The following is a 24502-nucleotide window of genomic DNA, read 5'->3' on the forward strand; positions in this document are numbered from 1 at the left end:
CGAATTTCGGTAAAGCGGAATGTTTTTGCGCGCGCGGATTGACCATGGCTTGGGTGTTTTGCCCGGCGGGCAACGCAACGGATGGTGTCGTAGCCCGGATGGAGCGCAGCGCAATCCGGGGCCGTCACCCGCGGAGGCACTCGTCCCGGATTACGCTGCGCTCCATCCGGGCTACTACGCCTACTCCGCCGCGATCTGCCGGGGCGCCGGCGGCGGGTTGGCCAAATCCGCGGCGAGCTGGGCGTAGCGGGCCTTGGCGTCGTGTACGGCCTTCTCCTTCACGGGGCCGTAGCCGCGGATGCGGTCGGGCAGTGAGAGCAGCTCGACCGCGGTGTCGATCGTGAGCGGCGACAACAGGCCGAGCACGGTGGCGACGTCCTTCTCGTAGCCGGCGATGAGATCGCGCTCGAGCTTGCGGTCGGCGCTGCGGCCGAAGATGTCGAACGGCGTGCCGCGCAGGAACTTGAACTTGGCCAGCACGCGGAAGACCTTCAGCATCCACGGGCCGAAGGCGCGCTTCTTGGGGCGCCCCAGCGCATCGACACCGCTGCTGAGGATCGGCGGCGCGAGATTGAAGTTGAACTTGAAGTCGCCCTCGAACTGGTCGCGAAGCTGCTGCTCGAAGGCGCCGTCGGTGTAGAGGCGCGCGACTTCGTACTCGTCCTTGTAGGCGAGGAGCTTTGCATAATTCACGGCAACCGCGCGCGGCAGCGCATCGCCATAGCCGCCCTTCGCGGCGGCATCGCGGACCTGGTCGACCAGCTTGCGATAGCGCCTGGCGAGACGAGCGTTCTGGTAGGCGGTCAGATGCTTGGCGCGGTGCTCGATGATCTCGTCGAGCGTCATGGCATCGAGCGCCTTCGGCGCGACCACTTCGTCCCCGCCCTTCAGCATGTCGGCAAGGCGCTTGGGGTCGGCGACCGCGAGACGGCCGAGGCGGAAAGCTTCCTTGTTCATCTTGATCGAGACGCCATTGACCTCGATCGCCTGCTCGATCGCTTCCGCGGAGAGCGGCAACAGACCCTTCTGATAGGCATAGCCCATCATCATCATGTTGGTGGCGATGGCATCGCCGAGCAGCTGCTCGGCAGGCTTGGTGAAGTCGAAGAACACCGAATCCTTGTGCAGCGCCGTTTCCAGGAGCCCGTTCAGCTTGCGGGTCTGGAAATTGAAATCGCGGTTGAGGATGAAATCGGCGGTGGGAATGACGTGGCTGTTGATGATGCCGTGGGTGCGGCTGGTGTCACAAAGGGTGATCGTGTCCTTGGCGACTGCGACGACTTCGTCGGCGGCGAGCACGAGATCGGCCGTGCCGGTGACGATGCGCGAGCAGGTCACCTCGGCCGGATGATCGGACAGGCGGACGTGGCTGAGCACCGCCCCGCCCTTTTGCGCGAGGCCCGACATATCCAAGATCATCGAGGCCTTGCCCTCGATATGGGCGGCCATGCCGAGCAGCGCGCCGATGGTGAGCACGCCGGTGCCGCCGACGCCGCCGACGGCGATGTTATAGGGCTTGTCGAGCGTCGGACGCGAGGCCGGCTCGGGCAGCGCGCCGATCTCAGCGAGCTCGGCTGGCGCGCGGTGGCGCGGCGCACCGCCGTCGATGGTGACGAAGGACGGACAGAATCCTTTCAGGCAGGAATAGTCCTTGTTGCAGGATGACTGGTTGATAGCGCGCTTGCGGCCGAACTCGGTCTCCAGCGGCTCGACCGAGATGCAGTTCGACTGCACCGAGCAATCGCCGCAGCCTTCGCAGACGGCCGGATTGATCATGACGCGGCGCGCCGGGTCCTCCATCAGGCCGCGCTTGCGGCGACGGCGCTTCTCGGCGGCGCAGGTCTGCACGAACACGATCGCCGAGGTGCCCTTGAACTCGCGGCACATCTTCATGACGTTGTCGAGCTCGTCGCGGTGATACTTCTTCACGCCGGGCGCGATGGTATCGGCCGGGTAAGCGTCTGGGTTTTCCGAGACCAGATATAGTTCGCGGATGCCTTCGGCGTAAAGCTGCTGGGTGATCTGCTGCGGCGAGAGATCGCCGTCATGACGCTGGCCGCCGGTCATGGCTACCGCATCGTTGTAGAGGATCTTGTAGGTGATGTTGGCCTTGGAGGCGATCGCCTGGCGGATGGCGAGAATGCCGGAGTGGAAGTAGGTGCCGTCGCCGAGATTGGCGAAGATGTGGTTCTCGTTGGTGAAGGGCGCGATGCCGACCCAGGGCACGCCCTCGCCGCCCATATGCGTGAACGTCTCGGTCGAGCGGTCCATCCACAGCGCCATGAAATGGCAGCCGATGCCGGCCAGCGCGCGGCTGCCTTCGGGGACTTTCGTCGACGTGTTGTGGGGGCAGCCGGAGCAAAAATACGGGGTTCGGGAGACAGGGGCGACCGCCTGCATCTGGGTCGCCTGGCGGCCGTTGAACCAGTCGGCCTTGGCGCGGAGCATCTCCGCGATTTCGGGGTTGAGATCAAGTCGAAGCAGGCGTTCGGTCAGCGAGGTCGCGAGCGAGGCGACGCTGAGCTCGGCGGCGAAGGTCAGGAAGCGCTTGTCGTGCTCGTCCATCTTGCCGACGATGCGCGGGCGCACATCGTCGCGCCAGTTGAACAACACCTGCTTGACCTGGTTCTCGACGATCTCGCGCCGCTCCTCGACGATGAATATCTCCTCCAGGCCGACGGCGAATTCGTGCACGCCTTCCGGCTCGAGCGGCCAGGGCATGCCGATCTTGTAGAGACGAAGGCCGATTTTGGCGGCGACCTCCTCGGTGATGCCGAGCTCGCGCAGCGCCTGACGAACGTCCTCGTAGCTCTTGCCAGAGGCCATGATGCCGAAACGGGCGTTCGGCGAATCCATGGTGACACGGTTGACCTTATTGGCGCGGGCAAAGGCGATGGCGGCAAAGCCCTTGTAGTCCTGCAGGCGCCGATCCTGCTCGAAGCGGTCGTCGGGCCAGCGCAGGTTGAGGCCGCCGGGTGGCAGCTCGAAATCGGTGGGAATGATGAACGGCTTCATCTCGTCGGTGAGGTCGATCTCGGCGGTGGTCTCCACCGTCTCCGTGATCACCTTCATGCCGACCCAGCAGCCGGAATAGCGCGACATCGCGATGCCGAGCAGGCCCATCTCGATCATCTCGTGGATGCTCGAGGGATAGAGATACGGCATCAGTGCCGACATGAAAGCATGGTCGGACTGATGCGGGACGGTGGAGGATTTTGCGCCGTGGTCGTCGCCGGCAAGGCACAGCACGCCGCCGTTCTTGGCCGAGCCCGCGGCATTGCCGTGACGGAACACGTCGCCGCAGCGGTCGACGCCCGGGCCCTTGCCGTACCAGATGCCGACCACGCCATCGTATTTGGCGCCGGGCGAGAGGTTGAGCTGCTGCGAGCCCCATACCGCGGTCGCGGCGAGGTCCTCGTTCACGCCGGGTTGGAACTTGATATTGTACTGCTCGAGATGCTTGCGCGCGGCGAACAGCTGCTGGTCGTAGCCGCCGAGCGGCGAGCCGCGATAACCGGAGATGAAGCCCGCGGTGTTGAGGCCGTTGGCGCGGTCGCGCCGGATCTGGGCCATCGGCAAGCGGACCAGGGCCTGGATGCCCGTGGTGAAGACGTGTCCGGTCTGCTGGGTGTACTTTTGATCGAGACTGATCGGACCCTGGTTGATGCCCATGCTGTCCTCGCTTGCGCCCTGTTCAGGTCTTGCTGACTTAAGTCGTTGCCTGCCCATTGGTTTTAGCTAGGGCGCGCCGACCACCTCCGCCACTCTATGTCGGATATTTCATGATCCGCATCACAATTCTGGACCAAAGGAGGCCTTGGGTAAAAATCGCAATTTCGTGGCCTGAAACACGTTGGCGATTGTCAGTTTGTGTCACCATACCCCCATCGTTGCGAAATGAATCGACGCTTCCCTTCACGCGGGTAGGGTCGATGGGTCGCAGGAGAGGCTGTCGATGCGGACGATTCTGACGGGCTTGACGCTTGTGGGCCTGGCATTGTGCAGTGCGGTTGCAAGTACGGTCACAAGCGCGGCCGGCGCCGCCGGACCATCGCCCGAGCTGATCGCCTATGGCAAGGCGCTGGTCGAGGCCGGCGACTGCGCGGGCTGCCACACTGCGGATCCGGCAAAACCGTTCGCGGGCGGCAAGCGCATCGACACGCCCTTTGGCGCGATCTACGCGCCGAACCTGACGCCGGACCGTGACACTGGCATCGGCGGCTGGACGGATGCCGATTTCACCCGCGCCTTGCGCACCGGCATCGCGCCTGACGGCTCGAATTATTACCCGGCGTTTCCCTACCCCTACTTCACAAAGATGACGAAGGACGACACGCTGGCGATCCGCGCCTATCTCGCCACGCTGGCGCCCGTCACCAGCCGCAACAAGCCGCCGGAGCTGCGCTGGCCATTCGGCTATCGCGGCCTGATGCGGCTTTGGAACACGATGTATTTCAAGCCCGGCCTGTTCGAGCCGGACCAGACCAAGAGCGCGGCCTGGAACAGAGGCGGCTACCTGGTCACCGGGCTCGGCCATTGCGGCGCCTGCCACACGCCCAAGAATTATTTCGGCGCCGACCGGGATGCGCAGGCGCTGTCCGGCAACGCGGTCGGCGGCTGGTTCGCACCGCGGCTCGACGGCGCCCCGCGCACCGGGCTGAAATCCTGGAGCGAGGCCGATATCACGGAGTACCTGCAAACGGGGCGCAATGCCAGAAGCCACGCCGGCGGGCCGATGGCGGAGGTCGTCGTCAACTCGACCTCGAAGATGAGCGATGCCGACGTGCGCGCGATCGCGACCTATCTGAAGAGCCTGCCGCCGGCCCGGCGCGAGACCATCGTGACGCCGCCGGACGCTGCCGAGATGAAGGCCGGCCAGGCGGTCTACGCAAAGCTCTGTATCGCCTGCCACGAGGCCGACGGCACAGGCAGCCCGCGCATCTACCCGCCGCTGCCGGGCAATGCGCTGCTGCAATCGATCAATCCGTCCTCGACCTTGCGCATCATCCTCGACGGTGCCCACACCGTGACGACGCCGCGCGCGCCGAACACCGGCGAGATGCCGGCTTACGCCAAGCAGCTGTCCGACGCCGAGATCGCCGCGGTGACGAACTACATCCGCAATTCCTGGGGCAATGCAGGCCCGCTGGTGACACCGGCACAGGTGGCAAAAGCAAGGAAGCGAGAGGCGAATGGGGAATAGCGAGTGGCGAATGGCCCAGAACCATTCGCCATTCGCCATTCGCGCGCGACAGCGCTCACCGCTCTTCATCCCCCGTGAACACGAATTTCGGCATCTCCCATTTGTAGCGCACCGCAAGCAGGCGGAAGCTGATGCCGAGGACAAATGTCAAAATGGTCCAGAGCTCCGCGTTGAGCTTGAGACCGAACGCGGTCGCATAGAACAGTCCCGTCACCACCGAGACGCTGGCATAGAGCTCGGAGCGAAACAGCAGCGGCACGTCGTTGCAGAGCACGTCGCGCAGCACGCCGCCGGCGCAGCCCGTCACCATGCCCGAGACGATGACGATCGGCAGCGAGGCATCCATCTGCCAGGCAACGTCGCAGCCGGCCATGGTGAAGACGACGAGACCGATGGCATCGAGCACGATGAAGGCGACCTTCAGCCGGTGCACGAGGCGCGCAAACAGGATGGTGAGGAAGGCGGCGCCGCCGGCGAGCGCGAGATAGATGGGGTTCTGCACCCAAGCCAGCGGATAATGTCCGAGGAAGAGATCGCGCAACGTGCCGCCGCCGAGCGCGGTGATGCAGCCGAGGAAGCAGACGCCCAGCCAATCCATGCTGCGGCGTCCGGCAGCGAGCGCAGCCGTCATGCCCTGCGCCGCCACCGCGGCCAAGGACAGGAAATGCAGCACGCTATCGGTAGGCGGCAGGCTCCACATCGCGTGTTCCCTCCTCCATGGCCCTCGAACTCAGGCGTGGGTTCCCATGGAACAGGTTCCCGATTCCCCACACCGAGGCAACATGCGACGAAAGCACCAAGGCGGCGGAACAGAATCTCGCACCTGAGGGTTGTCCCGGGGTCATAACCGAGGAGACCAAATCGATGGCAGACGACCGTTTTCCCAACGATCCGTACCGCCCGAACCTCGCCGACGATGAGTACTCTCGCGCGGCGCGCCGGGATGCCGACCTGCAGGCCGATCCCGAGCTCGGGGAAGGCCCCGCCTCCAGCGGCAAGATCGCGCTGTTTGCGGTCGCTGTCGCCCTGGTGCTGGGCGCAGTGTTCTACGGCTTGAACAATTCCAGCACCACCAACGAGGCCAGCAACACACCGGCCTCGCAGACTGCGCAGACGCAGCCGACCAATCCGGCCGCACCTCCCGGCATGCGTGACGTGACGCCGCGCAGCAACACCGAGCCGGGCGTGACCACGGGTGCAGCGCCGAACAGGCCGGCCCCGAATACGCCAGCTCCGTCCGACGGCGCGAAGTAACATTTCGTAATGATGCGCGAGAGCGGCGGGATGCAACATCCCGCCGCTCTTCGTTTGGCTAAAGCGCGATGGGATTAGGATGAATCGTCATCGCGCTTTAGGTTATTGTTTGAGCATGATCTTCTCGGAAAACCGCCACGCACTTTTCCGGATCATGCTCTACCCGAACATCTTGTTGAGCTCGCCGCCGGGATAGCCGCCGCCGAGCTCGGTGAAGGTCCCCTTCTCCGCCATCTCCTTGGCCGCGCGCATGAAGCCGCCCCAGGCGGCGCGGGCGAGCGAGCCGCCGACGCTGATGCGGCGCACGCCAAGATCCTGGGCTTCCTGCAGCGACAGGCCGGAGCCGCCGATCAGAAGATTGAACGGCTTCGGTGCGACCGCCTTGACCACCGCGGCGATGTCCTCGCGGCTCTTCAGACCCGGCGCATAGAGGCAGTCGGCGCCGGCATCGGCATAGGCGGTGAGCCGGTCGATAACGAGCTTGAGATCGGTCACGCCCCACAGATAGGCCTCGCAGCGGCCGACCAGCAGCGTGCCGCTGTCGCCGATCGCCTTGCGCGAGGCCTTGATGCGCTCGACGGCCAGCGCGCGATCGTAGAGCGGCTTGTCCTTGTCGCCGGTGGAATCCTCGATCGAGAGGCCCGCAACGCCGGTGCGTACACCGCGCTCGACATTGTCCGCGACCTTGTCAGGCTCGACCGCAAAGCCACCCTCGAAATCGGCGTTCACGGGGATGTCGACAGCCGAGCTCAATGCTGCCAGATGCTGACAGACGTCCTCGACGGTGACGTGATTGTCGGCCTTGCCAATGGTCCAGGCAAAGCCCGCGCTCGATGACGCGATCGCCTTGAAGCCGAGATGCTGCAAGGCTTTCGCGCTGCCGACATCGACCGGATTGGGCAGGATGAAGCAGCCGCTCTCGTGCATTTTCCTGAACGTCGCGCGCTTGTCAGCGGTCGTCACGTGCATGTTTCTCTCCCTTGTTAGCCGCGCAGAGATAAGGCTGCGTGCCCGGCCGCGCCAGTGTCTCCGCCCTCAAAGGCGAGCGGAGCAATCAAGACCACTGGAAGTAAATGCTGCCATCGGCTATCTGACGGCATGTTCCTATCGATTGCGACCACCCATCAACCGGCCACCGACCTCGGCTACCTGCTCAACAAGCATCCCGAGCGGATGCATGAGCTCGAGCTGACCTACGGCAAGGTCCTTGTATTCTATCCCGAAGCCCGCGAGTCGCGCTGCGAGGCGGCGCTGGTGCTCGACGTCGATCCAGTCGGCCTCGTCAGGGGCAAGGGACAGGGCGAAGGGTTGCTCGATCAATACGTCAACGACCGTCCGTACGCGGCCTCCTCGTTTCTCTCGGTAGCGCTGAACAAGACGTTCCGGACCGCCATGAATGGCGTGAGCAGCGCGCGGCAGGAGCTCGCCGACAGCGATCTTCCGCTGGAGGCCGTGGTCACCCCGCTGCCGATGCGCGGCGGCGAGCGCGTGGTGCGGCAGCTGTTCGAACCGCTCGGCTGGCTCGTCGACCTCGAGCCGGTCCCGAGCCCGAACGTCGACACGGCCGGCAAGGCCTATGCACGCCTGCGCCTGAGCGGGACGGCCCGGCTCAGCGCCCTCCTCAATCATCTCTACGTGCTCATCCCGGTCATGGACGACGCCAAGCATTATTGGGTGGGCGACGATGAGATCGACAAGCTGCTCAAGCGCGGCGAAGGCTGGCTTGAACAGCATCCAGCCAAGGAGCTGATCGTCCGTCGCTATCTCCGTCATCGCGGCACGCTGGCACGCGTTGCGCTGGAACGCCTTGCCCCCGAGACCAAGGACGATCCTACCGAGCCCGACGAGCGCAGCGGCGACGAGGACACGCTCGAGACGCCGATCCGGCTCAACGACCAGCGGATGGCCGCGGTCGTCGAGGCGCTGCGTGCGACCGGCGCCAAGACCGTGGCCGACCTCGGCTGCGGCGAAGGCAAGCTCTTGCAGCACCTCCTCCGCGAACGCTGGGCCGACCGGCTGATCGGCCTCGACCCTGCCGTGAACGAATTGCAGCGGGCCGTACGGCGCCTCAAGCTGAACCTGCCCGGCGGCCCGCCGGAAGGCCGCGTGTCGCTGCTGCACGGCTCCCTGACCTACTACGACAAGCGCTGGGCCGAGGCGGATGCCGCAGCGCTGGTCGAGGTCATCGAGCACCTCGATCCCGACCGCCTTCCGCTCGTCGAACGTGTCCTGTTCGGCGCGGCGCGGCCGCGCGCGGTCGTCGTCACCACGCCCAACGCCGAATACAACGTGCTGTTTCCGACGCTCGCGGCGGGCAGCTTCCGCCATCGCGACCATCGGTTCGAATGGACCCGCACCGAGTTTCGCGACTGGGCGGACAGGATCGGCACGGCGTACGGCTACCGCGCCGAATTCAGCGACATCGGCGCGAGCGACCCGGCGCTCGGATCACCCACCCAAATGGCCGTCTTCACGCGATAGCTTCAAACGATGAAACTCGAGATTCCCGACTTCTCGCTGGTCGTGCTGATCGGCTCGACCGGATCCGGCAAATCCACCTTCGCGGCAAAGCATTTTCTGCCGACCGAGGTGATCTCGTCGGATTATTGCCGCGGCCTGGTGGCGGACGACGAGACCAACCAGAGCATCAGTGCGGACGCCTTCGACCTCGTGCGCGAAATCGCCGGCAAGCGCCTGAAGCATCGCCGGCTTGCGGTCATCGACGCAACCAACGTCCGCCCTGCCGAGCGCAAGGGCTGGGTCGAGCTGGCGCGCAAATGGCACGCCCTACCGATCGCCATCGTGTTCGATCCAGGCATCGACGTCTGCATCGCGCGCAACAAGGAGCGTCCCGACCGCGCGTTCGGCGGACAGGTCGTGCAACGCATGGTCTCGGAGATCCGGCGCGGCTTCGGCGGCCTCCAGCGCGAAGGCTTTCGTCAGGTGTGGAAGCTCTCGGATGTCGAGGCCATCGACGCCGCCACCATCGCGCGCCAGCCGCTCTGGACCGATAAACGCGGAGATCACGGCCCGTTCGACATCATCGGCGACGTTCACGGCTGCGCAGACGAATTGCAGGCGCTGCTCGCGCTGCTCGGCTACGGCGTGCAATGGTCGGCTGACCGTAGCGTCACCGTGACGCCACCCGAGGGACGGAAGCTAGTCTTCGTCGGCGATCTCGTCGATCGCGGCCCCAACACGCCGGATGTGCTGCGCATCGCAATGAGCATGACGGCGGCCGGCACCGCGTATGTCGTCCAGGGCAATCACGACCGCAAGCTCCAGCGCTGGCTTGCCGGCCGCAAGGTCACGGTTGCGCATGGCTTGCAACAATCGATCGATCAACTCGCCCATGAGGACCGCGGCTTCCGCGACGGCGTCGCCACCTTCCTCGACGGGCTCCGCAGCCATGTCTGGCTCGACGGCGGACGGCTTGCAGTTGCGCATGCCGGGCTGAAAGAAGACATGATCGGCCGCGGCTCGGGCGCGGTCCGGGAATTTGCGCTGTTCGGCGAGACCACTGGCGAGATCGACTCCTACGGCCTGCCGGTCCGCGCCGACTGGGCGGCCAAGTACCGGGGATCGACGACCGTCGTCTACGGTCACACGCCGGTGGTCCGGGCCGACTGGGTCAACAATACGCTCTGCATCGACACAGCCTGCGTCTTCGGCGGCAAGCTGACGGCCTTGCGCTGGCCCGAGAAGGAGATCGTCGAGGTTGTGGCGGAACGCGTTTGGTCCGAACCGGTGCGGCCGCTGGCAAGCCCTGCCGACCCAGCTTCGGCCCAAGCCGACGCCGATCAGGTGCTTGACATCGAAGACGTCGTCGGACGGCGCTGGATCGAGACCGAGCTGCGCGGCCGAATCGTGGTCGCGGAGGAGAATGCGACTGCGGCACTGGAGGTGATGAGCCGGTTCGCGCTCGCACCGCAATGGCTCGCTTATTTGCCACCGACGATGTCGCCTTCGGAAACCAGCGCGCGCGAGGGTTGGCTGGAGCGGCCCGAAGAGGCTTTTGCGCATTTTCGCGAACGCGGCGTCAGCGAGGTGGTGTGCGAGGAGAAGCACATGGGCTCCCGCGCGATCATCGCGCTGTGCCGGACGGCGAGCGCGGCCGCTGCCCGGTTCGGCGTGCCCATCGGCGAGACTGGCGCGATCTGGACCCGGACCGGGCGCGGCTTCTTCAATGACGCCGCGACGACCGAGGCGCTTTTGGCACAATTACGGCACGCGGTGGACGGCGCGCGCCTGTGGGAGGAGCTTGGCAGTAACTGGCTGCTGCTCGACGCCGAGATCATGCCCTGGTCGGCCAAGGCCGGTAGCCTGATCGAAAGCCAGTACGCACCGGTTGCCGCCTCGTCCGCGGCGGGACTGTCCGCGGCGGCGGACGCACTGACGCGTGCCACCAAGCGCGGTCTCGACATCGCCGGCCTTCGCGATCGCTTCGCCGACCGCCTTCTGCGCGCGGAGCGCTATGGCAAGGTTTGGGCGCCCTATATCTGGCCGGTGAGCGGCGTTGCCGATCTCAGGGTTGCGCCGTTCCATCTGCTCGCAAGCGAGGGACGCGTCTGGTTCGACCATGATCACGTCTGGCACATGAAGCTCGCCCACCGGCTGGCCGCCGCCTCCGACGCGGTCATCAGGAAAACGCAGTGGCGCACGGTTGCTCTCGACGACGAGCCCGCCATCGGCGATACCATTGCCTGGTGGGAAGCCATGACGAACCAGGGCGGTGAAGGGATGGTGGTCAAGCCACGCGACTTCATTGCTCGCGGCAAGAAGGGCCTCATTCAGCCCGCGCTGAAGGTGCGCGGGCGCGAGTATCTTCGCCTGATCTACGGTCCCGAATACGATGCGCCCGAACACATTATCCGGCTGCGCCAGCGCAATCTCGGCGGCAAGCGCAACCTCGCCCTGCGCGAATTCGCTCTCGGCCATGAGGCGTTGAAGCGCTTTGTCGCCCGCGAGCCGCTCCGGCGGATTCACGAGTGCGTATTCGCCGTGCTGGCACTTGAGAGCGAGCCGGTCGATCCGCGGCTCTGAGGCTTTCGTGGCCGCTACCGCGCGGCCTGGTCATGCACGGCGCGGCTGTCATTCGGCGCCTCGTCGCGGTCGTTCATGCCGTAGTCGCGGATGACGCTGGCGATGCGTAAGTGATAATCGGCGAAGATCTGCGCCCTGCCCCTGGCCTGGGTGCGGCGGTGCTCCATCGTGTTGCGCCAGGCCTGGACGGCCGCTTCGTCCCGCCAGAACGATACCGACAGGATCTTGCCCTTCTCCGTCAGGCTCTCGAAGCGCTCGACCGAGATGAAGCCGTCGATGGTCTGCAGCAACGGCTTCAGATCGGCTGCAAGGTCGAAATAGGTCTGGCGGTGTTCCGGCTTGGGCCAGACCTCGAAGATCACGGCGATCATGGGCGTCTCCTGCTGTTGGTCGGCCTACAATACCACCTTGCGCAGGAAGGTGCGTTCTTCGGCGAGGATGAATTTCTCCGCCTCGGCAAAGTTGAAGTTTGCCATACCGTCGAGATCGGCGCGCAGCCGTTTGCGATAGGCTTCATAGGCGGCCAAGCTCTCGAACGAGATCAGGGCCGACGCAATGTTGTTGGTACCCTCATGCGGCATGAAGTAGCCAATCAACTCGCCGCCACATCTCGGGATGATGGTGAGCCAGCGCTTCGAATATTCCTCGAACTGCGCGCGCTTGAAGGGATCGAGCTGATAGCGGATGAAGACGGTGACGGACATAATGGGCTCCTTTGTTTTCGCCGTCATTGCGAGCGTAGCGAAGCAATCCAGGAGTCCCTCCGCGGACGCAGTCTGGATTGCTTCGCTACGCTCGCAATGACGTGTTCGTGACAACACGCTACGCCCTTGCCCGACACCAACGCTTCGGTTACCATCGAAGCATGAAATCAGGACCCGACATCGCCATGGTCGCCTCGCTGGTCGGCGATCCCGCCCGCGCCAACATGCTCACGGCGCTGATGAACGGCCGTGCGCTCACGGCGAGCGAGCTGGCTCAGGAGGCCGGCATCACGCCGCAGACCGCAAGCTCGCATCTGTCGAAGCTCGAGGCCGGCGGCCTGATCGAGCCGGAGAAACAGGGCCGCCACCGCTATTACCGCCTCACCGACGATGACGTCGCCGGCGTGCTCGAGGGGCTCGCCGGCCTTGCCGCGCGGACCGGCCATATGCGCGTGCGCACCGGGCCGAAGGACCCTGCGCTGCGGCGCGCGCGGATCTGCTACGACCATCTCGCCGGCGACCTCGGCGTGCAGATGCTGGACTCCTTGCGCGAGCGGCATCTGGTCAGGCAGAAGAAGCAGGAGATCGAGCTGACCGCCGAGGGCGAGCGCTTTCTTGTGAAGCACCTGCAGATCTCGCCCGACATGCTCAGCCATCCGCGCCGCCCGGTCTGCAAGGCCTGCCTCGACTGGAGCGAGCGGCGGCACCATCTCGCCGGCACGTTGGGGGCCGCCATGATGCAGCGCTTCGCCGAGCTGAAATGGGCCGCGCGCGATCCCACGCCCGGCAGCCGTATCGTGAATTTCACCCGTACCGGCGAGAAGCAGTTCGCTGCGCTGTTCGCGAATGGGAAGGACTGATCACACAAGCTCTGTGAGATCGCACGTTTGCGTGTGAATGTGCACTCTCGTCATGGCCGGGCTTGACCCGGCCATCCACGTCTTTATTGCGGCTGGCACGTGGATGCCCGGGCCTTCGCCTCGCCGAAGCGGCTTCGGCCGCGCAGGCGGGACAAGCCCGGGGCATGACGGAGACCGTGATGAACCGCATCTTCCTGGCCGCGCTTGCCGCCGCCCTTCTCGTTTCCCAACTGACATCGACCCGCGCCGCCGACGCTGCGCCCCGCGAGCCCTATGGCATCGCGCTCGAAGGCTTTGCCTATCCTTACCCCGTGCACTTGCTCCCCGTCGTCAACGACGGCGAGCAGCTCAGCATGACCTATATGGATGTCGCCGCGGCACGGCCGAACGGCCGCACCGTCGTGCTGCTGCACGGGCGCAATTTTCCGTCGAGCTATTGGGCGCCCGTGATCAAGATGCTGAGCGAGGCCGGCTTTCGTGTCGTGGTGCCGGACCAGGTCGGTTTCGGCAAGTCTTCCAAGCCGGCGGGCGAGCTGCATTTCGACAATCTGGCGCGCAACACCATTGCGCTGCTCGATCACCTCAAAATCGACAAGGCCGAGATCGTCGCGCATTCGCTCGGCGGCATGCTCGGCGTGCGCATCGCCCGGGCCTATCCCGACCGCCTCGTCCATCTGGTGCTGACCGCGCCGATCGGGCTCGAGGACTACCGCCTCTACGTGCCGCCGACGCCGACCGAGAAGATGATCGAGACCGAGGACAAGCTCACCGCCGACGGCTATCGCAAGCAGCTCCAGACCAATTACGCAATCAAGCTGCCGGCCGAGGCGATCACGCCGTTCATCGAGGCCCGCTTCAATATCAAGGGCAGCCCGGACTATCCGCGCTGGCTGCGCGCCTTCGTCTCTTCCGGCCAGATGATCTATCGTGAACCGGTGGCGCACGAGATCCCGCTGATCGCGACACCGACTCTGTTCATCATGGGCGCGGACGACCACAACGCGCCGGGCCGGCCGCTCGCGCCGGAGGCGCTGCGGGCCAAGATGGGGCAGAACGCAGAGCTTGCGAAGCAGCTCGCCGCGAAGATGCCGAACGCGCGGGCCGAGGTGATCCCCGACACCGGCCATCTCGTGTTCCTGGAGGCGCCGGAGACGTACAAGGAACTGGTGCTGGGCTTTCTCGGCCGCTAGCGACACCAGCGTGTCGTCCGGGACCAGATGCGGGGAACGTTCATGCCGCATTCAGGTCATGATTGGCAGGTTTGGATCGCAACGTGCCGGCACGTTTCTCCAATTTTAACGTGTCGAATCGTGTCTGTTGATTCATTGTGCGCCACAAGCGCCATCCCCCTAAGCCTGCCCCCAGGACAAGAAGGAAGATCAAAAATGAAATACCTGTTAGCCGCCGTCATGCTCGCCAGCGCGGCCGTCGTCGGTTTCAGCGAGGCGGCCAGCGCCGCCGAGGGCTGCGGCCGAGGGTTTTATCGCGGCCCCTATGGTCAGTGCCGCCCGATGCGTGGCGCGGTCGTCGTGCGCCCCGCCCCCGTGGTGGTCGCCCCACCGGTCGTCGTGGTGCCCCGCGCGCGCGTCTGCCCTTACGGCTTCCGCTGGTACGCCGGCCGCTGCCGTCCTTACTGATCTTCTTCGCACTCCAGAATGGCCGCGCGGCACCCGCTGCGCGGCCATTTTCTTTTGGCGCTCTGACTTTCGCCCACGGAGCCGGGCGTCTCCAGAATCGAAACGGGGACCGCCAGCGGCGATCCCCGTCGAGTCCGCGAATGGTCGCGAGCTTACCAATAATGGCGGCGGCGCCAGCGCCGGTGACGCCGGCGCCAATGACGGCGGTGCCAGCCCCAGTGGCGGCCACGCCCACGCCAGTGAACCTGCTCAGGAGCGAGTTGCGCAGCTTCCTCACTGGTCGTGACAGCGGGATGAGCGTCGGGATTGCCTTGCGGCGCGTGAGTGGGATCAGCGAGCGGCTGCGGTGACAGCGGCGCGGCCTGTGCCGCGGTCGCGGCGAAGGCAGCGGCGCCCGCCGTCAATCCCAAGGCAAGTTTCAAAAAGTTCCGGCGCTCCATCGTTTCTTCCTTCTTGGATCATCGTACCCGTGATGCAGAAGGAATGTCGCCGCAACGCCATGAACCGAAGCTGAAGCCGGCGTTCAGATTCATGCGAGCCGAGATGAAGAATTCGTAACTCCGTCCGGGTTACAGGACCTCGCTACGCCGCGAACTCCTGCGCCAGCACCAGCGTCTCGCGCGAGCGCTTCACGTCGGGCCAGTCGCGGTTGAAATCGGCGACGAGCTTTTTCAGCGCGTCGCCTTTCAGCATCGCGTTCAGCTTGGCCTCGTCGTCGAACTGATACATCGCCTGGTGCAGCGAGGGATCGTCGAGACTCCAGAACCGCCACGCCTTGCTCACGCCGAAGACCTTCACTGCGTCGGGCAGGTGTTCCGTCTCGTACCACCGGTCGAACGCAGCGCGCTTTTCGGCGTCGGACACGACGGCGCGAACGACGAAGAAGGCTGCTGGCATCGGATTTCCTCCTGTTGTTTGGGGCGAGCCTAGCCGGTTAAGCCGCCGGCGACAAAAGGAGTCGCCGCCGGTGTCGGAATGGGCGCCCTTCGTTCGTCCTTTGCGTTGAACCGGCACACGGAGACAGCAAATGGCCGACCTCACCCTGACCACCTTCGATTGGGTTCCCGCAGCGCCGCGAGGCTTCGTGCGCGACTTCCGCGTGCGCTGGGCCCTCGAAGAAGCCGCCTTGCCCTATCGCGTCGCCAGCGTGCCATTCGACGACCGCGGGCCCGCGCACTTCGCCCACCAGCCGTTCGGCCAGGTTCCGTGGCTGACCGACGGCGACCTCTCGATCTTCGAGACCGGCGCGGTCCTGCTGCATCTCGGCGGCCTCAGCGAGAGGCTGATGCCAAAGGACCAGCGCGGCCGCACTGAAGCGGCGGAATGGGTGTTCGCGGCGCTCAATTCGGTGGAGATGGCCAGCCTGCCCTGGGGCATGTCGAAATTCATGGGACATCCGACCGACACGGCAGCATGGAAGTTCGTGGATGACTTCCTCAAGCTTCGGCTCAAGCATCTCGAGCCGGTGCTGGGCAGCCGCGAATGGCTGGCGGGCTCCTTCTCCGTCGCCGACATCCTGATGGCGGACGTGCTGCGCGTCGTCGATGGTTTCAACGGGCTGACGGATAGTCCTGCCTGCCGCGCTTACGTCGCGCGCGCCACCGGACGTTCGGCGTTCGCCAAGGCCCACGCCGACCAGCTGGCGCATTTCGCCGCGGCGGATAAGGCGCGTGGGACGTGATGCACCTCACATAATCGATGCTTTGCTTGGCATAGAGTCGCCGGCATCGGAACGATTCAATTCGACAGGTGACCCATGGTCCGCATCGAATATCTCAAGCGACAGATCGCCCGCGCCGAGCGGTTGGCCAAGGCCATCCTCGACCGGCAGACCGCCGACCGGCTCCAGGCCTACGCCGCCGAATGCCGCGCCGAATTGTCGGAGCTGACAGTCAAGCAGGCCGCGTGAGGCTTGCTGGCGCTGGAGGCGTCTGATGCGTAGGGCGGATTAGCGATAGCGTAATCCGCCACTTCTCCATCCGATGACGCACACCTTGGTGAATTACGCTTCGCTAATCCACCCTACACCTCACACCAGCTTCAGCGGCGCATCGGCAACGACCCTGAGGTCAATGCTGCCGATCAACGCCGCACGCCGCGCCTCCGCAGCACTGATGGCCTCGTCCGTCTGCCGCAACGTCGAGACATTCGAGCCGAGCGAGACGATCCCGCCGAGCACCAGCGCAATCGATCCGAGCGCGGCAGTCTGACCAAATCCGAACAGACCGAGGATCGTCACCAGCAGCAGCGCCGCCCCGCCACCGATCGCGATCTTGGACGCCAGGATGTACTTGCGGCACCGCTCAGCGATCTCGGCGAGCGCCTCGATGCGATCTTCGATGTCGGAGATTTCGTCGGAAGGATCGTCTTCGGTCATTGGATCGAGCGTGCCAAATCAGAAGGAGCCTGTCGCCCGCATGAGCAAAGCGACATGCGGGACCTCGGCAAAGGGCCGGATTTCGCTGCGCTCATCCGGGCTACCTCCTATTACAACGGCAAATTGTCGTGCTTCTTCGCCGGCATTTCCGTCTTCTTGTCCTTCAGCATCGCCAGCGCCCGCGCGATGCGCTTTCTTGTCGAGTGCGGCATGATGACGTCGTCGATATAGCCGCGCTCGGCGGCGATGAACGGCGACAGGAAGCGGTCCTCGTATTCCTTGGTCCGGGCGGCGATCTTGTCGGGGTCGCCGATATCGCTGCGGAAGATGATCTCGACCGCGCCCTTGGCACCCATCACCGCGATCTGGGCGGTCGGCCAGGCGTAGTTCATGTCGGCGCCGATCTCCTTGGAGGCCATGACGTCGAAGGCGCCGCCATAGGCCTTGCGGGTGATGATGGTGACGAGCGGCACGGTGCATTGCGAGTAGGCGAACAGGAGCTTGGCGCCGTGCTTGATCAGCCCGCCATATTCCTGGGCGGTGCCCGGCAGGAAGCCCGGCACATCGACGAAGGTGACGATCGGGATGTTGAAGGCATCACAAAAACGAACAAAGCGTGCCGCCTTGCGCGATGCGTCGCTGTCGAGCACGCCGGCCAGCACCATCGGCTGGTTGGCGACGAACCCGACCGTGCGCCCCGCAATGCGGCCGAAGCCAGTGACGATGTTCTTGGCGAAGGCTTCCGCGATCTCGAAGAAGTCGCCCTCGTCCACGACCTTCAGGATCAGCTCCTTCATGTCATAGGGCTTGTTTGGATTGTCGGGGATCAGCGTGTCGAGCGACATGTCGACCCGCTCGATGTCATCGAAGCTCGGCCATTCCGGCACGCCGTCGGTGTTGTTGGAGGGCAGGAAGTCGATCAGGCGACGCATCTGCAAGAGGGTCTCGACGTCGTTCTCGAAGGCGCCGTCGGCGATCGAGGAACGCGTGGCGTGCACCGAGGCACCGCCGAGCTCTTCGGCGGTGACGACCTCGTTGGTCACGGTCTTCACGACGTCGGGGCCCGTGACGAACATGTAGCTGGTGTTCTTCACCATGAAGATGAAGTCGGTCATCGCAGGCGAATAGACGTCGCCGCCGGCGCAGGGGCCCATGATCACGGAGATCTGCGGGATCACGCCCGAGGCAAGCACGTTGCGGCGGAAGACGTAGGAATAGCCGGCGAGCGCGGCGACGCCTTCCTGGATGCGGGCGCCGCCGGCGTCATAGAGGCCGATGATGGGCGCCCTCGCCTTCATCGCCATGTCCTGGAGCTTCGTGATCTTCAGCGCATGCGTTTCCGAGAGTGAGCCGCCGAACACCGTAAAGTCCTTGGCAAAGACAAACGTCTTGCGGCCGTTGACGGTGCCCCAGCCGGTGACGACGCCGTCGCCCGGCACCTTGGTCTTCTCCATGCCGAACTCGGTGGAGCGGTGCTCGACGAACATGTCGAACTCCTCGAACGATCCCTTGTCGAGCAGCAGCTCGATGCGCTCGCGCGCCGTCAGCTTGCCGCGGGCGTGCTGCGCCTCGATGCGCTTCTCCCCGCCGCCGAGCTTTGCGCCGGCACGACGATCTTCAAGGGCGTCCAGGATGTGTTTCATTTGCTCCCGCCAGTTCTTAAGTGATGGGCGGGTTCTAACACGGCATTTTGCGGCCCGGAAAGCCGCTTTCGCCGTCGCAGGGCTGCCCTGCCGTAGCGGGAAAGCGCAAGGAATTACAAAGTTTTGCCCAGGAGGCGAGCGTGAGCGGAGGAACGGCCGAGACGGGCGCTGCAACAGGCGGCGTCAACATCCTGCTGCGGCTGGAGGGCCTCACCCTGTTTGCAGGGATGGTGACGCTCTATGCGGCCTGGGACGGGTCGTGGCTGGTGTTTGCGCTGCTGTTCTTCGTACCCGATCTGAGCTTCCTGGCCTACCTGTCCGACGCCAGGTTCGGTGCGATGGTCTACAACGCCGCCCACAGCTACATGGCCCCGGTGGCGCTGCTGACGCTGGGCTTCGCCCTCGCCTCGCCCCTCACCCTCTCCATCGCCTTGATCTGGCTTGCCCATATCGGCATCGACCGGGCGCTCGGCTACGGCCTGAAATATTCCGCCGGGTTCGGCTTCACCCACCTGGGGCGGATTGGGCGGCAGAAGGATTCCTGACCTCACATTTGGCAGCCCGGCAGGTTGACCGGGCCGACCGATTCAGGCTTGCTCCGAGTCAGATCAGGCGCCGAATGTTGCGTGAGCCCAGTCGGTACGGCGGTGATCATCATGCCCTGGCTCCAGCGTCTACCTACTGGCATCACCGAGATGTCCGCGACGGTCGTCCCCTTGCCGCCGAACCCAGCGTCCGAAACGATCGACTTCCTGCGCCGCATGGCCGGCATGGTGTCGGGGCGGAACGGCGAGATGCTGCTGCGCGCAGCCAGCATGATCGAGACGCTGAGCCAGCGGGCGATGTCGGCCGAGCGGCTCTATCATCAGGCGCAGGAAGAGAGCACGCGCAACGCCGAGCTGCGCGAGTCCGCCGAACTCGCCTCCGACGCCATGGTCGGCCAGATCGCGGCGCTGCGGGCACAGCTCGCCGAGTTCACCGCCGCGACCGCAGCCGAGCGCGCCGCCTTCGATGCCGAGCGCGGCAAGCTGCTCGAGCTGATGCAGCATGCCGAGAGACATATCGGCAAGCTCACGACGGAGCTCGACAGCTTGCGCGCCTCCGTCGACAGCCTCAACGAGACCGCGGTCTCGGTGCCGATCGAAGTGCTGCGGCTGGCGCGGACGCAGTTCGATTATCTCTCCAGCGGCTTTGCCCGGCGCGGTGATCCGATCTCGCAGGCCATGAGCGAGATCGGCGGCTTTGCGATTGACCGGGCGCTCACGGCAAAACCCGACAACGCCTGAACTCCGTCCCCGAAATCGTCGACTTTCAGCTCGAGCTGGACCGCCGGGTTGGCGCTCAGAATTGCCGAGGAGTTGCCGATGGCTGCGTGGTGTTGCCATGACGTCATCATAGCGGTGACACCGAAACCACTACAAGGCCGGGCGTTCGAAAGCGATATCAGCGCAGCAAGAACCCACGACCGGAGAGAACAATGTTCGTCGATATCGATAATGCATCACTCGCGATGGCAGGCTCGAGCCTGCCCGGAGATCAACCTATCTTCATGATCAATCTTCTCCGTTATCGGAATGAGGCCTTGTACCGGGACAAGTCCGAGCTTCCGGCCTGTTGCGGCCGCGAAGCCTATTTTACGCGCTATGTCCCCGCATTTCGCAAGATCGCGACTCCGCAAGGGGTCAGGCCAACTTGGCTTGGATCTATCGGAGCTCTGCTGGTGGCCGCGCAAGGCGAAGCCTGGCACGACGCCGCAATCGTCCGTTACCCTGACTTCGCGACCTTTCGAGCGATCGTCTTGAGCTCCGATTACCGGCGTGAGGCCGAGCCCCACCGTTTGGCCGCGCTCGCCGAGCGGCGCCTGATTGCGACGACCGAGGTTCAGGTGCCGGCTGATCTGCAACCGCGCGCTTAAGCTGACCGTGTGGGATCGGGTTGCTTCTCCATCAACCACACGGTCGCGCTAGATCGCGCCGATCTCGGCAAGGCAGGCTTGCGTCAGCGTCATGCGAGCCTCGATGTGCCGTGGCTCTTTGCAATCCATGTTGAGCGCGAACACGGTATGTGCCTCGCCCTTCTCGGCCCAGCCGACCATCCAGCCGAGCGACGGCTCGCCGCGCTCGGCGCCCAGGAGACCAGATTTGGCGCGGATGACGGCGTCGCCGACCTTGGTCGCCGGCAGGATGTCGGCGACGAGATCCTGGCTGCGCTTCGAGATCGGCAGCGCGCGGCGGCGCAGCCGGTCGACGAAATCGACTTGCTCGACCGGATCGATGCGCAAGGCCCCGGTGAGCCAGAACTGGTCGATGCCGCCGCCGATGTCGCGATTGCCATAGTCGAACGCGTCGACATATTGCTGCATACGCACCTCGCCGATGCGGCGCGCGATCTCCTGATAGACCGGCACCGCGCTCACCGCGATCGCGCTGCGCAGCGTGTGATCCTTGTTCCAGGCCTCGATCGGCCGCTTGACGCCGTCCCAGGCAAACACGTCCTTGTCGGGGTCAGTGACGACACCGGCCTCGAGCGCAATCAGCGAGTTGGGAATCTTGAAGGTCGAGGCCGGCAACTTGCCCTCGCCCGAGCGCTCCTTGTCGCTGGCGACGATCAGATAGTCCTCGACCTTGTAGCCGACGAAGGTGCCCGACGTGCCGAGGTCGGTGAAGCGCTTTGCAAGAGCGTCGCGGATTTCATTGCGCGGCGGCGCGACATGGGCGCGCGCGCGTCCAGGCAGGATCGCGGTTGCGGCGAGGAGGCCGAGGGTGGAACGGCGGGTCAGCAAAAGCGATATCCGTGAGCAGCGAAAACCAGCGCGACCATGCAGCCGCTAAGTGTTGAAACGATGACAGGTTGTGTTTACCGCCCCCGGCCCGACAGCCGCAGCACGAACACCAGCACCTCGGCGACGGCCTTGTAGAGATCTGGCGGGATCTCGTCGCCGAGCTCGACCTTCGACAGCGCGCCGGCCAGAACCTCGTTCTCCTCGATCGGAATGTCGTGGGCCTTGGCGATCTCGACGATCTTCTCGCCGATCGTGCCCTTGCCCTTGGCGACGACGACGGGCGCGCCAGATCCCTTCTCGTAATGCAGCGCGATCGCGAGCTTGGAGGGATCGCTCATGTGGCGCGATCCAGGAAGTGGCCGGCGCGAGCGGGCGCCGGAGCCGGCGGCGTGCCGTCGCGGACCACGATATCGCCGGGCTTGAGCTCGGCCTTCGTCAATGCCTGGCTGAGCTCACCGATGCCGGCGCGGAGCTGCTGCGCCGTGACCGGCCGCTCCGCCCACATCCGAACGAAGGTCTTGTCGCCGTTCAGCGTGATCAGCGCATGCACGGGTCCGGCCGGCTCGACATCGAGCGAGAAGCGCGCGCGCCAGGCGCGCTTGGCGGGATCGCCCGACTCATTGCCGCCGTCGCGCGAGATCTCGAACTGCGCCATCGCGGTACCTTGCGGGGTCGCGAACGGAATCTCGAAATTCCACTGCGGCACGGCCGGATCGATGCGGTGGCCGCTGGCGTCGGTGCGATCGGGAAGCGAGGCAATTTGCAACAGCGTCTGCCGCGCGATCGCGGCATCGGTGTCATCGAGCAGACGATGCACGGTCGCAGCCAGCGGCGTATCCGGTGCGAGCGACGGCGCGGCGATGGGCTGAGGCGCCGGCAGCGCACCGCGGACCGGTGGAGGTGTCGGCTGTGCGGCCGCCTCGAAGATATGGGCGTCCGGCACGGACTTGTTGGAGCCCGGCACGTTGCCGGTCAGGCGCGGCAGGTTTTCGGTGACCTCCTGCAGCAAGCTCGCGGCAAGGCCGGCAGACATGGTTCGCGACAGCAGGGCTTGCGGATGGTTGCCCGCCACATCGGACAGCACGGCGGCAGCGAGCGCGCCGCGCGACGCTTGCGCCGGTTGAGCGAGTTCCGGCGACGCCGCTTGTGCCGTTTCGCCCGCCAGCGCGGAGGCTGCGGTCTGCGTCGTGGCCGCAGCACTCGCCGGCAACGGCACAGCTGACGCAGTTGCCTGCGCCGCGCCGGAGGTCGATGCCAGGGTCTGGCGCAACACCAGCAGTGCGGCCTTCAAGTCCGGGATTGCGCCGGAGGACGGTGTCGTGCCTGCGGCCAATGACGACTCGAGAAACAATCCGGATTTCTGGAAGGCGGATTCGATATCACCGCCGTCGAGGGCGGTGTTGAGCGGCGTCTGCTGCGCCAGCACGTCGAGCACCGCCTGCTTCAGCCCGGCGGGCAGATTGCTGCTCGTCACGACGGAGGCCAGGTTGGCAAACAGCGGCGCCTGGCTGCCCTGTTTGGTCACGGCCCCGGCAGAGGCCGTTTGGACGGCGACCTGCTCGGACGGAGTGAGGGTGTTCCGTGCCGTCGCCACCGACGGCGCCAGCGGCGGGCTGTCCACCAGCGAGGCCGCGCGCGGGGTCAGCGTGACCTGATCTCCCGCCGCCTCGCCCGCCCCGGCCATGACTGCAAGGCGAATGGTGCCGTTGCTCTGCGAGACCGCGAGCTGAAGATTCTGCCCCGGCGTCAGCGCCACCTCCGACATCACGTCCATCGCCAGGTTGGCGATCGCGATCCGCACCAGATTGTCGGCGAGCACGCTGACCACCCTGGCATCGACGACACTGCCGGCTTGAAGCACGAGATCCGGCGTCGCCGCATCAGCCGGGCGGCTGGCGGCGTTGACGGGAGCGATGGGGGTGACCGGCGTCGGCATCTCGGCAGCCCTAGGGAATGCCGGCTACCGTAACCGCCGCCTCGTAAACCTCTCGTTAAGGACCTCAGATGGCCGGCCGCTTCACCGCCGCCAGAACCGTCACAGCGGCCTGGAAATCCTTCAGCCGGGCAGCGCGGCGGGCAGCCGCCTCCTCGTCCAAGCCCCATTGCTCGACGTTCCAGTCCTCGTCGACATGGGCGGCGGCCCAGACCTGGTCGGCATCGCGCACGTCCTGGTCCAGCGCCAGCGCGAGCAGCGCCGATCCGGTCAGGGTGGTCACCATGTGGAGCGCGGCGACCGACCAGGGGTCGCCGGGCAGCGCGGCCCGTGCGGCCTTCACCGCCTCGTCCGGCTGCTTCACGTGCATGACGCCTTCGGACAGGATGAAATGCGCACCCAGCGTCTGCGCCGCCCAGGACAGCACAGGATCCCAATGCGCGGCCTCCCCGGCGACCAGTCCCTCAGGGTGGCCGGCACGATAGAACAGCAGGTCGGACTCGAAATATTTGGCGAGGTCGTCGCTGACGAGCTCGACGCGATCGACGACGCCCTCGACCACGCTGTTGGCGATGCGCGTCAACGGCATGGTCACGGGATCGATCGCCTCGCCTTGGGCGGACCATTCCGCGGCGACACTATCTGCGAGCGCGCGCGTCGGGATCACCAATTGGCGGCCGGAGGGCGTACGGATCGGCTTGCCGTCGAGAGTGATGGCGAAGCCGCCCTCGGCATCGACGACGCCGGCCTCCTTGTAGAAGCGATTGCGCAGCAGCGTGCGCGCGGACGCGCGCGCCGATTCCCGGGGATCAGGCGGGGGCTGCCTTGCTGCTTCTTCGAACAATTCGCGCATGTCGTTTTTTTGTTCCTGTCGTCAGTCGAATTACCAGTGTCGTCACGACCTCGCCAGTAGGACCAGGAGTGCTGCTAGTTCGCACACATGCGCGCGTACGTGCCGCGATCGGCCGGCCCCAGTCCTGCGGCTGCGCCGTCGTGAAGACATTTCGTGACGCGATCGCTGAACGAATTGCGCGGGGGCGGCTGGTAATTGTAGCGCGGCGGCGCG

General features: G+C 65.4%; 25 protein-coding genes. 12 read left to right on the forward strand and 13 right to left on the reverse strand.

Features of this window, described 5'->3' with window-relative positions; all coding sequences use genetic code 11:
* Positions 1-180: 180 nt before the first annotated feature.
* Positions 181-3672: an indolepyruvate ferredoxin oxidoreductase family protein gene (locus ACTEK7_RS32950; RefSeq protein WP_225147654.1), complete on the reverse strand. Its 3492-nt coding sequence runs from the start codon at positions 3670-3672 to the stop codon at positions 181-183.
* A gap of 283 nt (positions 3673-3955) precedes the next feature.
* Here ACTEK7_RS32950 and ACTEK7_RS32955 point away from each other — a divergent pair, with 283 nt between their 5' ends.
* The gene (locus tag ACTEK7_RS32955) at positions 3956-5203 is read left to right on the forward strand and encodes a c-type cytochrome (protein WP_225147655.1); all 1248 of its coding nucleotides are present in this window, start codon (positions 3956-3958) and stop codon (positions 5201-5203) included.
* A 55-nt stretch (positions 5204-5258) separates the two neighbouring features.
* Here the strand turns inward: ACTEK7_RS32955 and ACTEK7_RS32960 are convergent, their stop codons facing one another.
* Positions 5259-5903, reverse strand: coding sequence for a trimeric intracellular cation channel family protein (locus ACTEK7_RS32960; RefSeq protein ID WP_036011112.1), 645 nt, complete (start codon positions 5901-5903; stop codon positions 5259-5261).
* 164 nt (positions 5904-6067) lie between these two features.
* Between ACTEK7_RS32960 and ACTEK7_RS32965 the strand changes: the two genes are divergently transcribed.
* A complete protein-coding gene (locus ACTEK7_RS32965) occupies positions 6068-6457 on the forward strand; it encodes a hypothetical protein (RefSeq protein ID WP_036011109.1) in 390 nt (129 codons plus the stop codon).
* Positions 6458-6616: 159 nt separating this feature from the next.
* Here ACTEK7_RS32965 and ACTEK7_RS32970 read toward each other — a convergent pair whose 3' ends face one another.
* A complete protein-coding gene (locus tag ACTEK7_RS32970) occupies positions 6617-7426 on the reverse strand; it encodes an isocitrate lyase/PEP mutase family protein (RefSeq protein WP_057029659.1) in 810 nt (269 codons plus the stop codon).
* 129 nt (positions 7427-7555) lie between these two features.
* On the opposite strand from ACTEK7_RS32970, the gene ACTEK7_RS32975 reads away from it, so the two are divergent.
* On the forward strand, positions 7556-8938 hold the full coding sequence (locus ACTEK7_RS32975; RefSeq protein ID WP_225113210.1) for a 3' terminal RNA ribose 2'-O-methyltransferase Hen1: 1383 nt from the start codon (positions 7556-7558) through the stop codon (positions 8936-8938).
* Between the two features lie 9 nt (positions 8939-8947).
* Positions 8948-11500 carry a polynucleotide kinase-phosphatase gene (locus ACTEK7_RS32980; RefSeq protein WP_225147656.1) on the forward strand — a complete coding sequence of 851 codons (2553 nt, stop codon included), beginning with the start codon at positions 8948-8950 and terminating at the stop codon, positions 11498-11500.
* A 14-nt stretch (positions 11501-11514) separates the two neighbouring features.
* On the opposite strand, the gene ACTEK7_RS32985 is transcribed toward ACTEK7_RS32980, so the two are convergent.
* Both ACTEK7_RS32985 and ACTEK7_RS32990 read right to left on the reverse strand, forming a co-directional pair.
* A complete protein-coding gene (locus ACTEK7_RS32985) occupies positions 11515-11871 on the reverse strand; it encodes an antibiotic biosynthesis monooxygenase family protein (RefSeq protein WP_225147657.1) in 357 nt (118 codons plus the stop codon).
* A gap of 24 nt (positions 11872-11895) precedes the next feature.
* Positions 11896-12204 carry an NIPSNAP family protein gene (locus ACTEK7_RS32990; RefSeq protein WP_036011128.1) on the reverse strand — a complete coding sequence of 103 codons (309 nt, stop codon included), beginning with the start codon at positions 12202-12204 and terminating at the stop codon, positions 11896-11898.
* A gap of 161 nt (positions 12205-12365) precedes the next feature.
* Between ACTEK7_RS32990 and ACTEK7_RS32995 the strand changes: the two genes are divergently transcribed.
* The 3 genes from ACTEK7_RS32995 to ACTEK7_RS33005 all read left to right on the forward strand — a co-directional run bounded on the left by ACTEK7_RS32995 (position 12366) and on the right by ACTEK7_RS33005 (position 14701).
* Entirely contained in the window at positions 12366-13064 is a 699-nt protein-coding gene (locus ACTEK7_RS32995) for a winged helix-turn-helix domain-containing protein (RefSeq protein ID WP_192893176.1), read from the forward strand.
* Between the two features lie 179 nt (positions 13065-13243).
* Positions 13244-14254, forward strand: coding sequence for an alpha/beta fold hydrolase (locus ACTEK7_RS33000; protein WP_225147658.1), 1011 nt, complete (start codon positions 13244-13246; stop codon positions 14252-14254).
* Between the two features lie 195 nt (positions 14255-14449).
* Complete coding sequence (locus ACTEK7_RS33005; RefSeq protein ID WP_036011098.1) at positions 14450-14701, forward strand: GCG_CRPN prefix-to-repeats domain-containing protein; 252 nt, start codon at positions 14450-14452, stop codon at positions 14699-14701.
* A 152-nt stretch (positions 14702-14853) separates the two neighbouring features.
* Here ACTEK7_RS33005 and ACTEK7_RS33010 read toward each other — a convergent pair whose 3' ends face one another.
* The gene (locus ACTEK7_RS33010; protein ID WP_225147659.1) at positions 14854-15141 is read right to left on the reverse strand and encodes a twin-arginine translocation signal domain-containing protein; all 288 of its coding nucleotides are present in this window, start codon (positions 15139-15141) and stop codon (positions 14854-14856) included.
* Between the two features lie 142 nt (positions 15142-15283).
* Entirely contained in the window at positions 15284-15598 is a 315-nt protein-coding gene (locus ACTEK7_RS33015; RefSeq protein ID WP_225147660.1) for a hypothetical protein, read from the reverse strand.
* 130 nt (positions 15599-15728) lie between these two features.
* On the opposite strand from ACTEK7_RS33015, the gene ACTEK7_RS33020 reads away from it, so the two are divergent.
* Both ACTEK7_RS33020 and ACTEK7_RS33025 read left to right on the forward strand, forming a co-directional pair.
* Entirely contained in the window at positions 15729-16382 is a 654-nt protein-coding gene (locus tag ACTEK7_RS33020; RefSeq protein WP_225147661.1) for a glutathione S-transferase family protein, read from the forward strand.
* 75 nt (positions 16383-16457) lie between these two features.
* Positions 16458-16610 (forward strand): hypothetical protein, encoded by a 153-nt coding sequence (locus ACTEK7_RS33025; protein ID WP_193374987.1) that lies wholly within the window; start codon positions 16458-16460, stop codon positions 16608-16610.
* Positions 16611-16730: 120 nt separating this feature from the next.
* Here the strand turns inward: ACTEK7_RS33025 and ACTEK7_RS33030 are convergent, their stop codons facing one another.
* Together ACTEK7_RS33030 and ACTEK7_RS33035 are read right to left on the reverse strand one after the other, a co-directional pair.
* Positions 16731-17078, reverse strand: coding sequence for a hypothetical protein (locus tag ACTEK7_RS33030; RefSeq protein ID WP_225142803.1), 348 nt, complete (start codon positions 17076-17078; stop codon positions 16731-16733).
* Positions 17079-17188: 110 nt separating this feature from the next.
* Positions 17189-18721, reverse strand: coding sequence for an acyl-CoA carboxylase subunit beta (locus ACTEK7_RS33035; RefSeq protein ID WP_025036964.1), 1533 nt, complete (start codon positions 18719-18721; stop codon positions 17189-17191).
* Positions 18722-18861: 140 nt separating this feature from the next.
* Here ACTEK7_RS33035 and ACTEK7_RS33040 point away from each other — a divergent pair, with 140 nt between their 5' ends.
* The 3 genes from ACTEK7_RS33040 (at position 18862) to ACTEK7_RS33050 (ending at position 20636) form a co-directional block, all read left to right on the forward strand.
* The gene (locus ACTEK7_RS33040) at positions 18862-19266 is read left to right on the forward strand and encodes a DUF4260 domain-containing protein (protein ID WP_225147662.1); all 405 of its coding nucleotides are present in this window, start codon (positions 18862-18864) and stop codon (positions 19264-19266) included.
* A 150-nt stretch (positions 19267-19416) separates the two neighbouring features.
* Positions 19417-20007 carry a hypothetical protein gene (locus ACTEK7_RS33045; protein WP_225147711.1) on the forward strand — a complete coding sequence of 197 codons (591 nt, stop codon included), beginning with the start codon at positions 19417-19419 and terminating at the stop codon, positions 20005-20007.
* Positions 20008-20198: 191 nt separating this feature from the next.
* The gene (locus ACTEK7_RS33050; protein WP_225147663.1) at positions 20199-20636 is read left to right on the forward strand and encodes a DUF1330 domain-containing protein; all 438 of its coding nucleotides are present in this window, start codon (positions 20199-20201) and stop codon (positions 20634-20636) included.
* Positions 20637-20684: 48 nt separating this feature from the next.
* On the opposite strand, the gene blaOXA is transcribed toward ACTEK7_RS33050, so the two are convergent.
* The 4 genes from blaOXA to ACTEK7_RS33070 form a co-directional block, all read right to left on the reverse strand.
* Entirely contained in the window at positions 20685-21503 is an 819-nt protein-coding gene (gene blaOXA / locus ACTEK7_RS33055) for a class D beta-lactamase (protein WP_225147664.1), read from the reverse strand.
* A gap of 74 nt (positions 21504-21577) precedes the next feature.
* Entirely contained in the window at positions 21578-21841 is a 264-nt protein-coding gene (locus tag ACTEK7_RS33060) for an EscU/YscU/HrcU family type III secretion system export apparatus switch protein (protein WP_025036968.1), read from the reverse strand.
* Positions 21838-23439: a flagellar hook-length control protein FliK gene (fliK, locus tag ACTEK7_RS33065; protein ID WP_225147665.1), complete on the reverse strand. Its 1602-nt coding sequence runs from the start codon at positions 23437-23439 to the stop codon at positions 21838-21840. Before fliK ends, ACTEK7_RS33060 begins: the two co-directional genes overlap by 4 nt.
* A 64-nt stretch (positions 23440-23503) precedes the next feature.
* Positions 23504-24289 carry an ATP12 family chaperone protein gene (locus tag ACTEK7_RS33070; RefSeq protein WP_225147666.1) on the reverse strand — a complete coding sequence of 262 codons (786 nt, stop codon included), beginning with the start codon at positions 24287-24289 and terminating at the stop codon, positions 23504-23506.
* Between the last annotated feature and the right edge of the window lie 213 nt (positions 24290-24502).

It is taken from the genome of Bradyrhizobium sp. JHI2711, assembly GCF_056156565.1.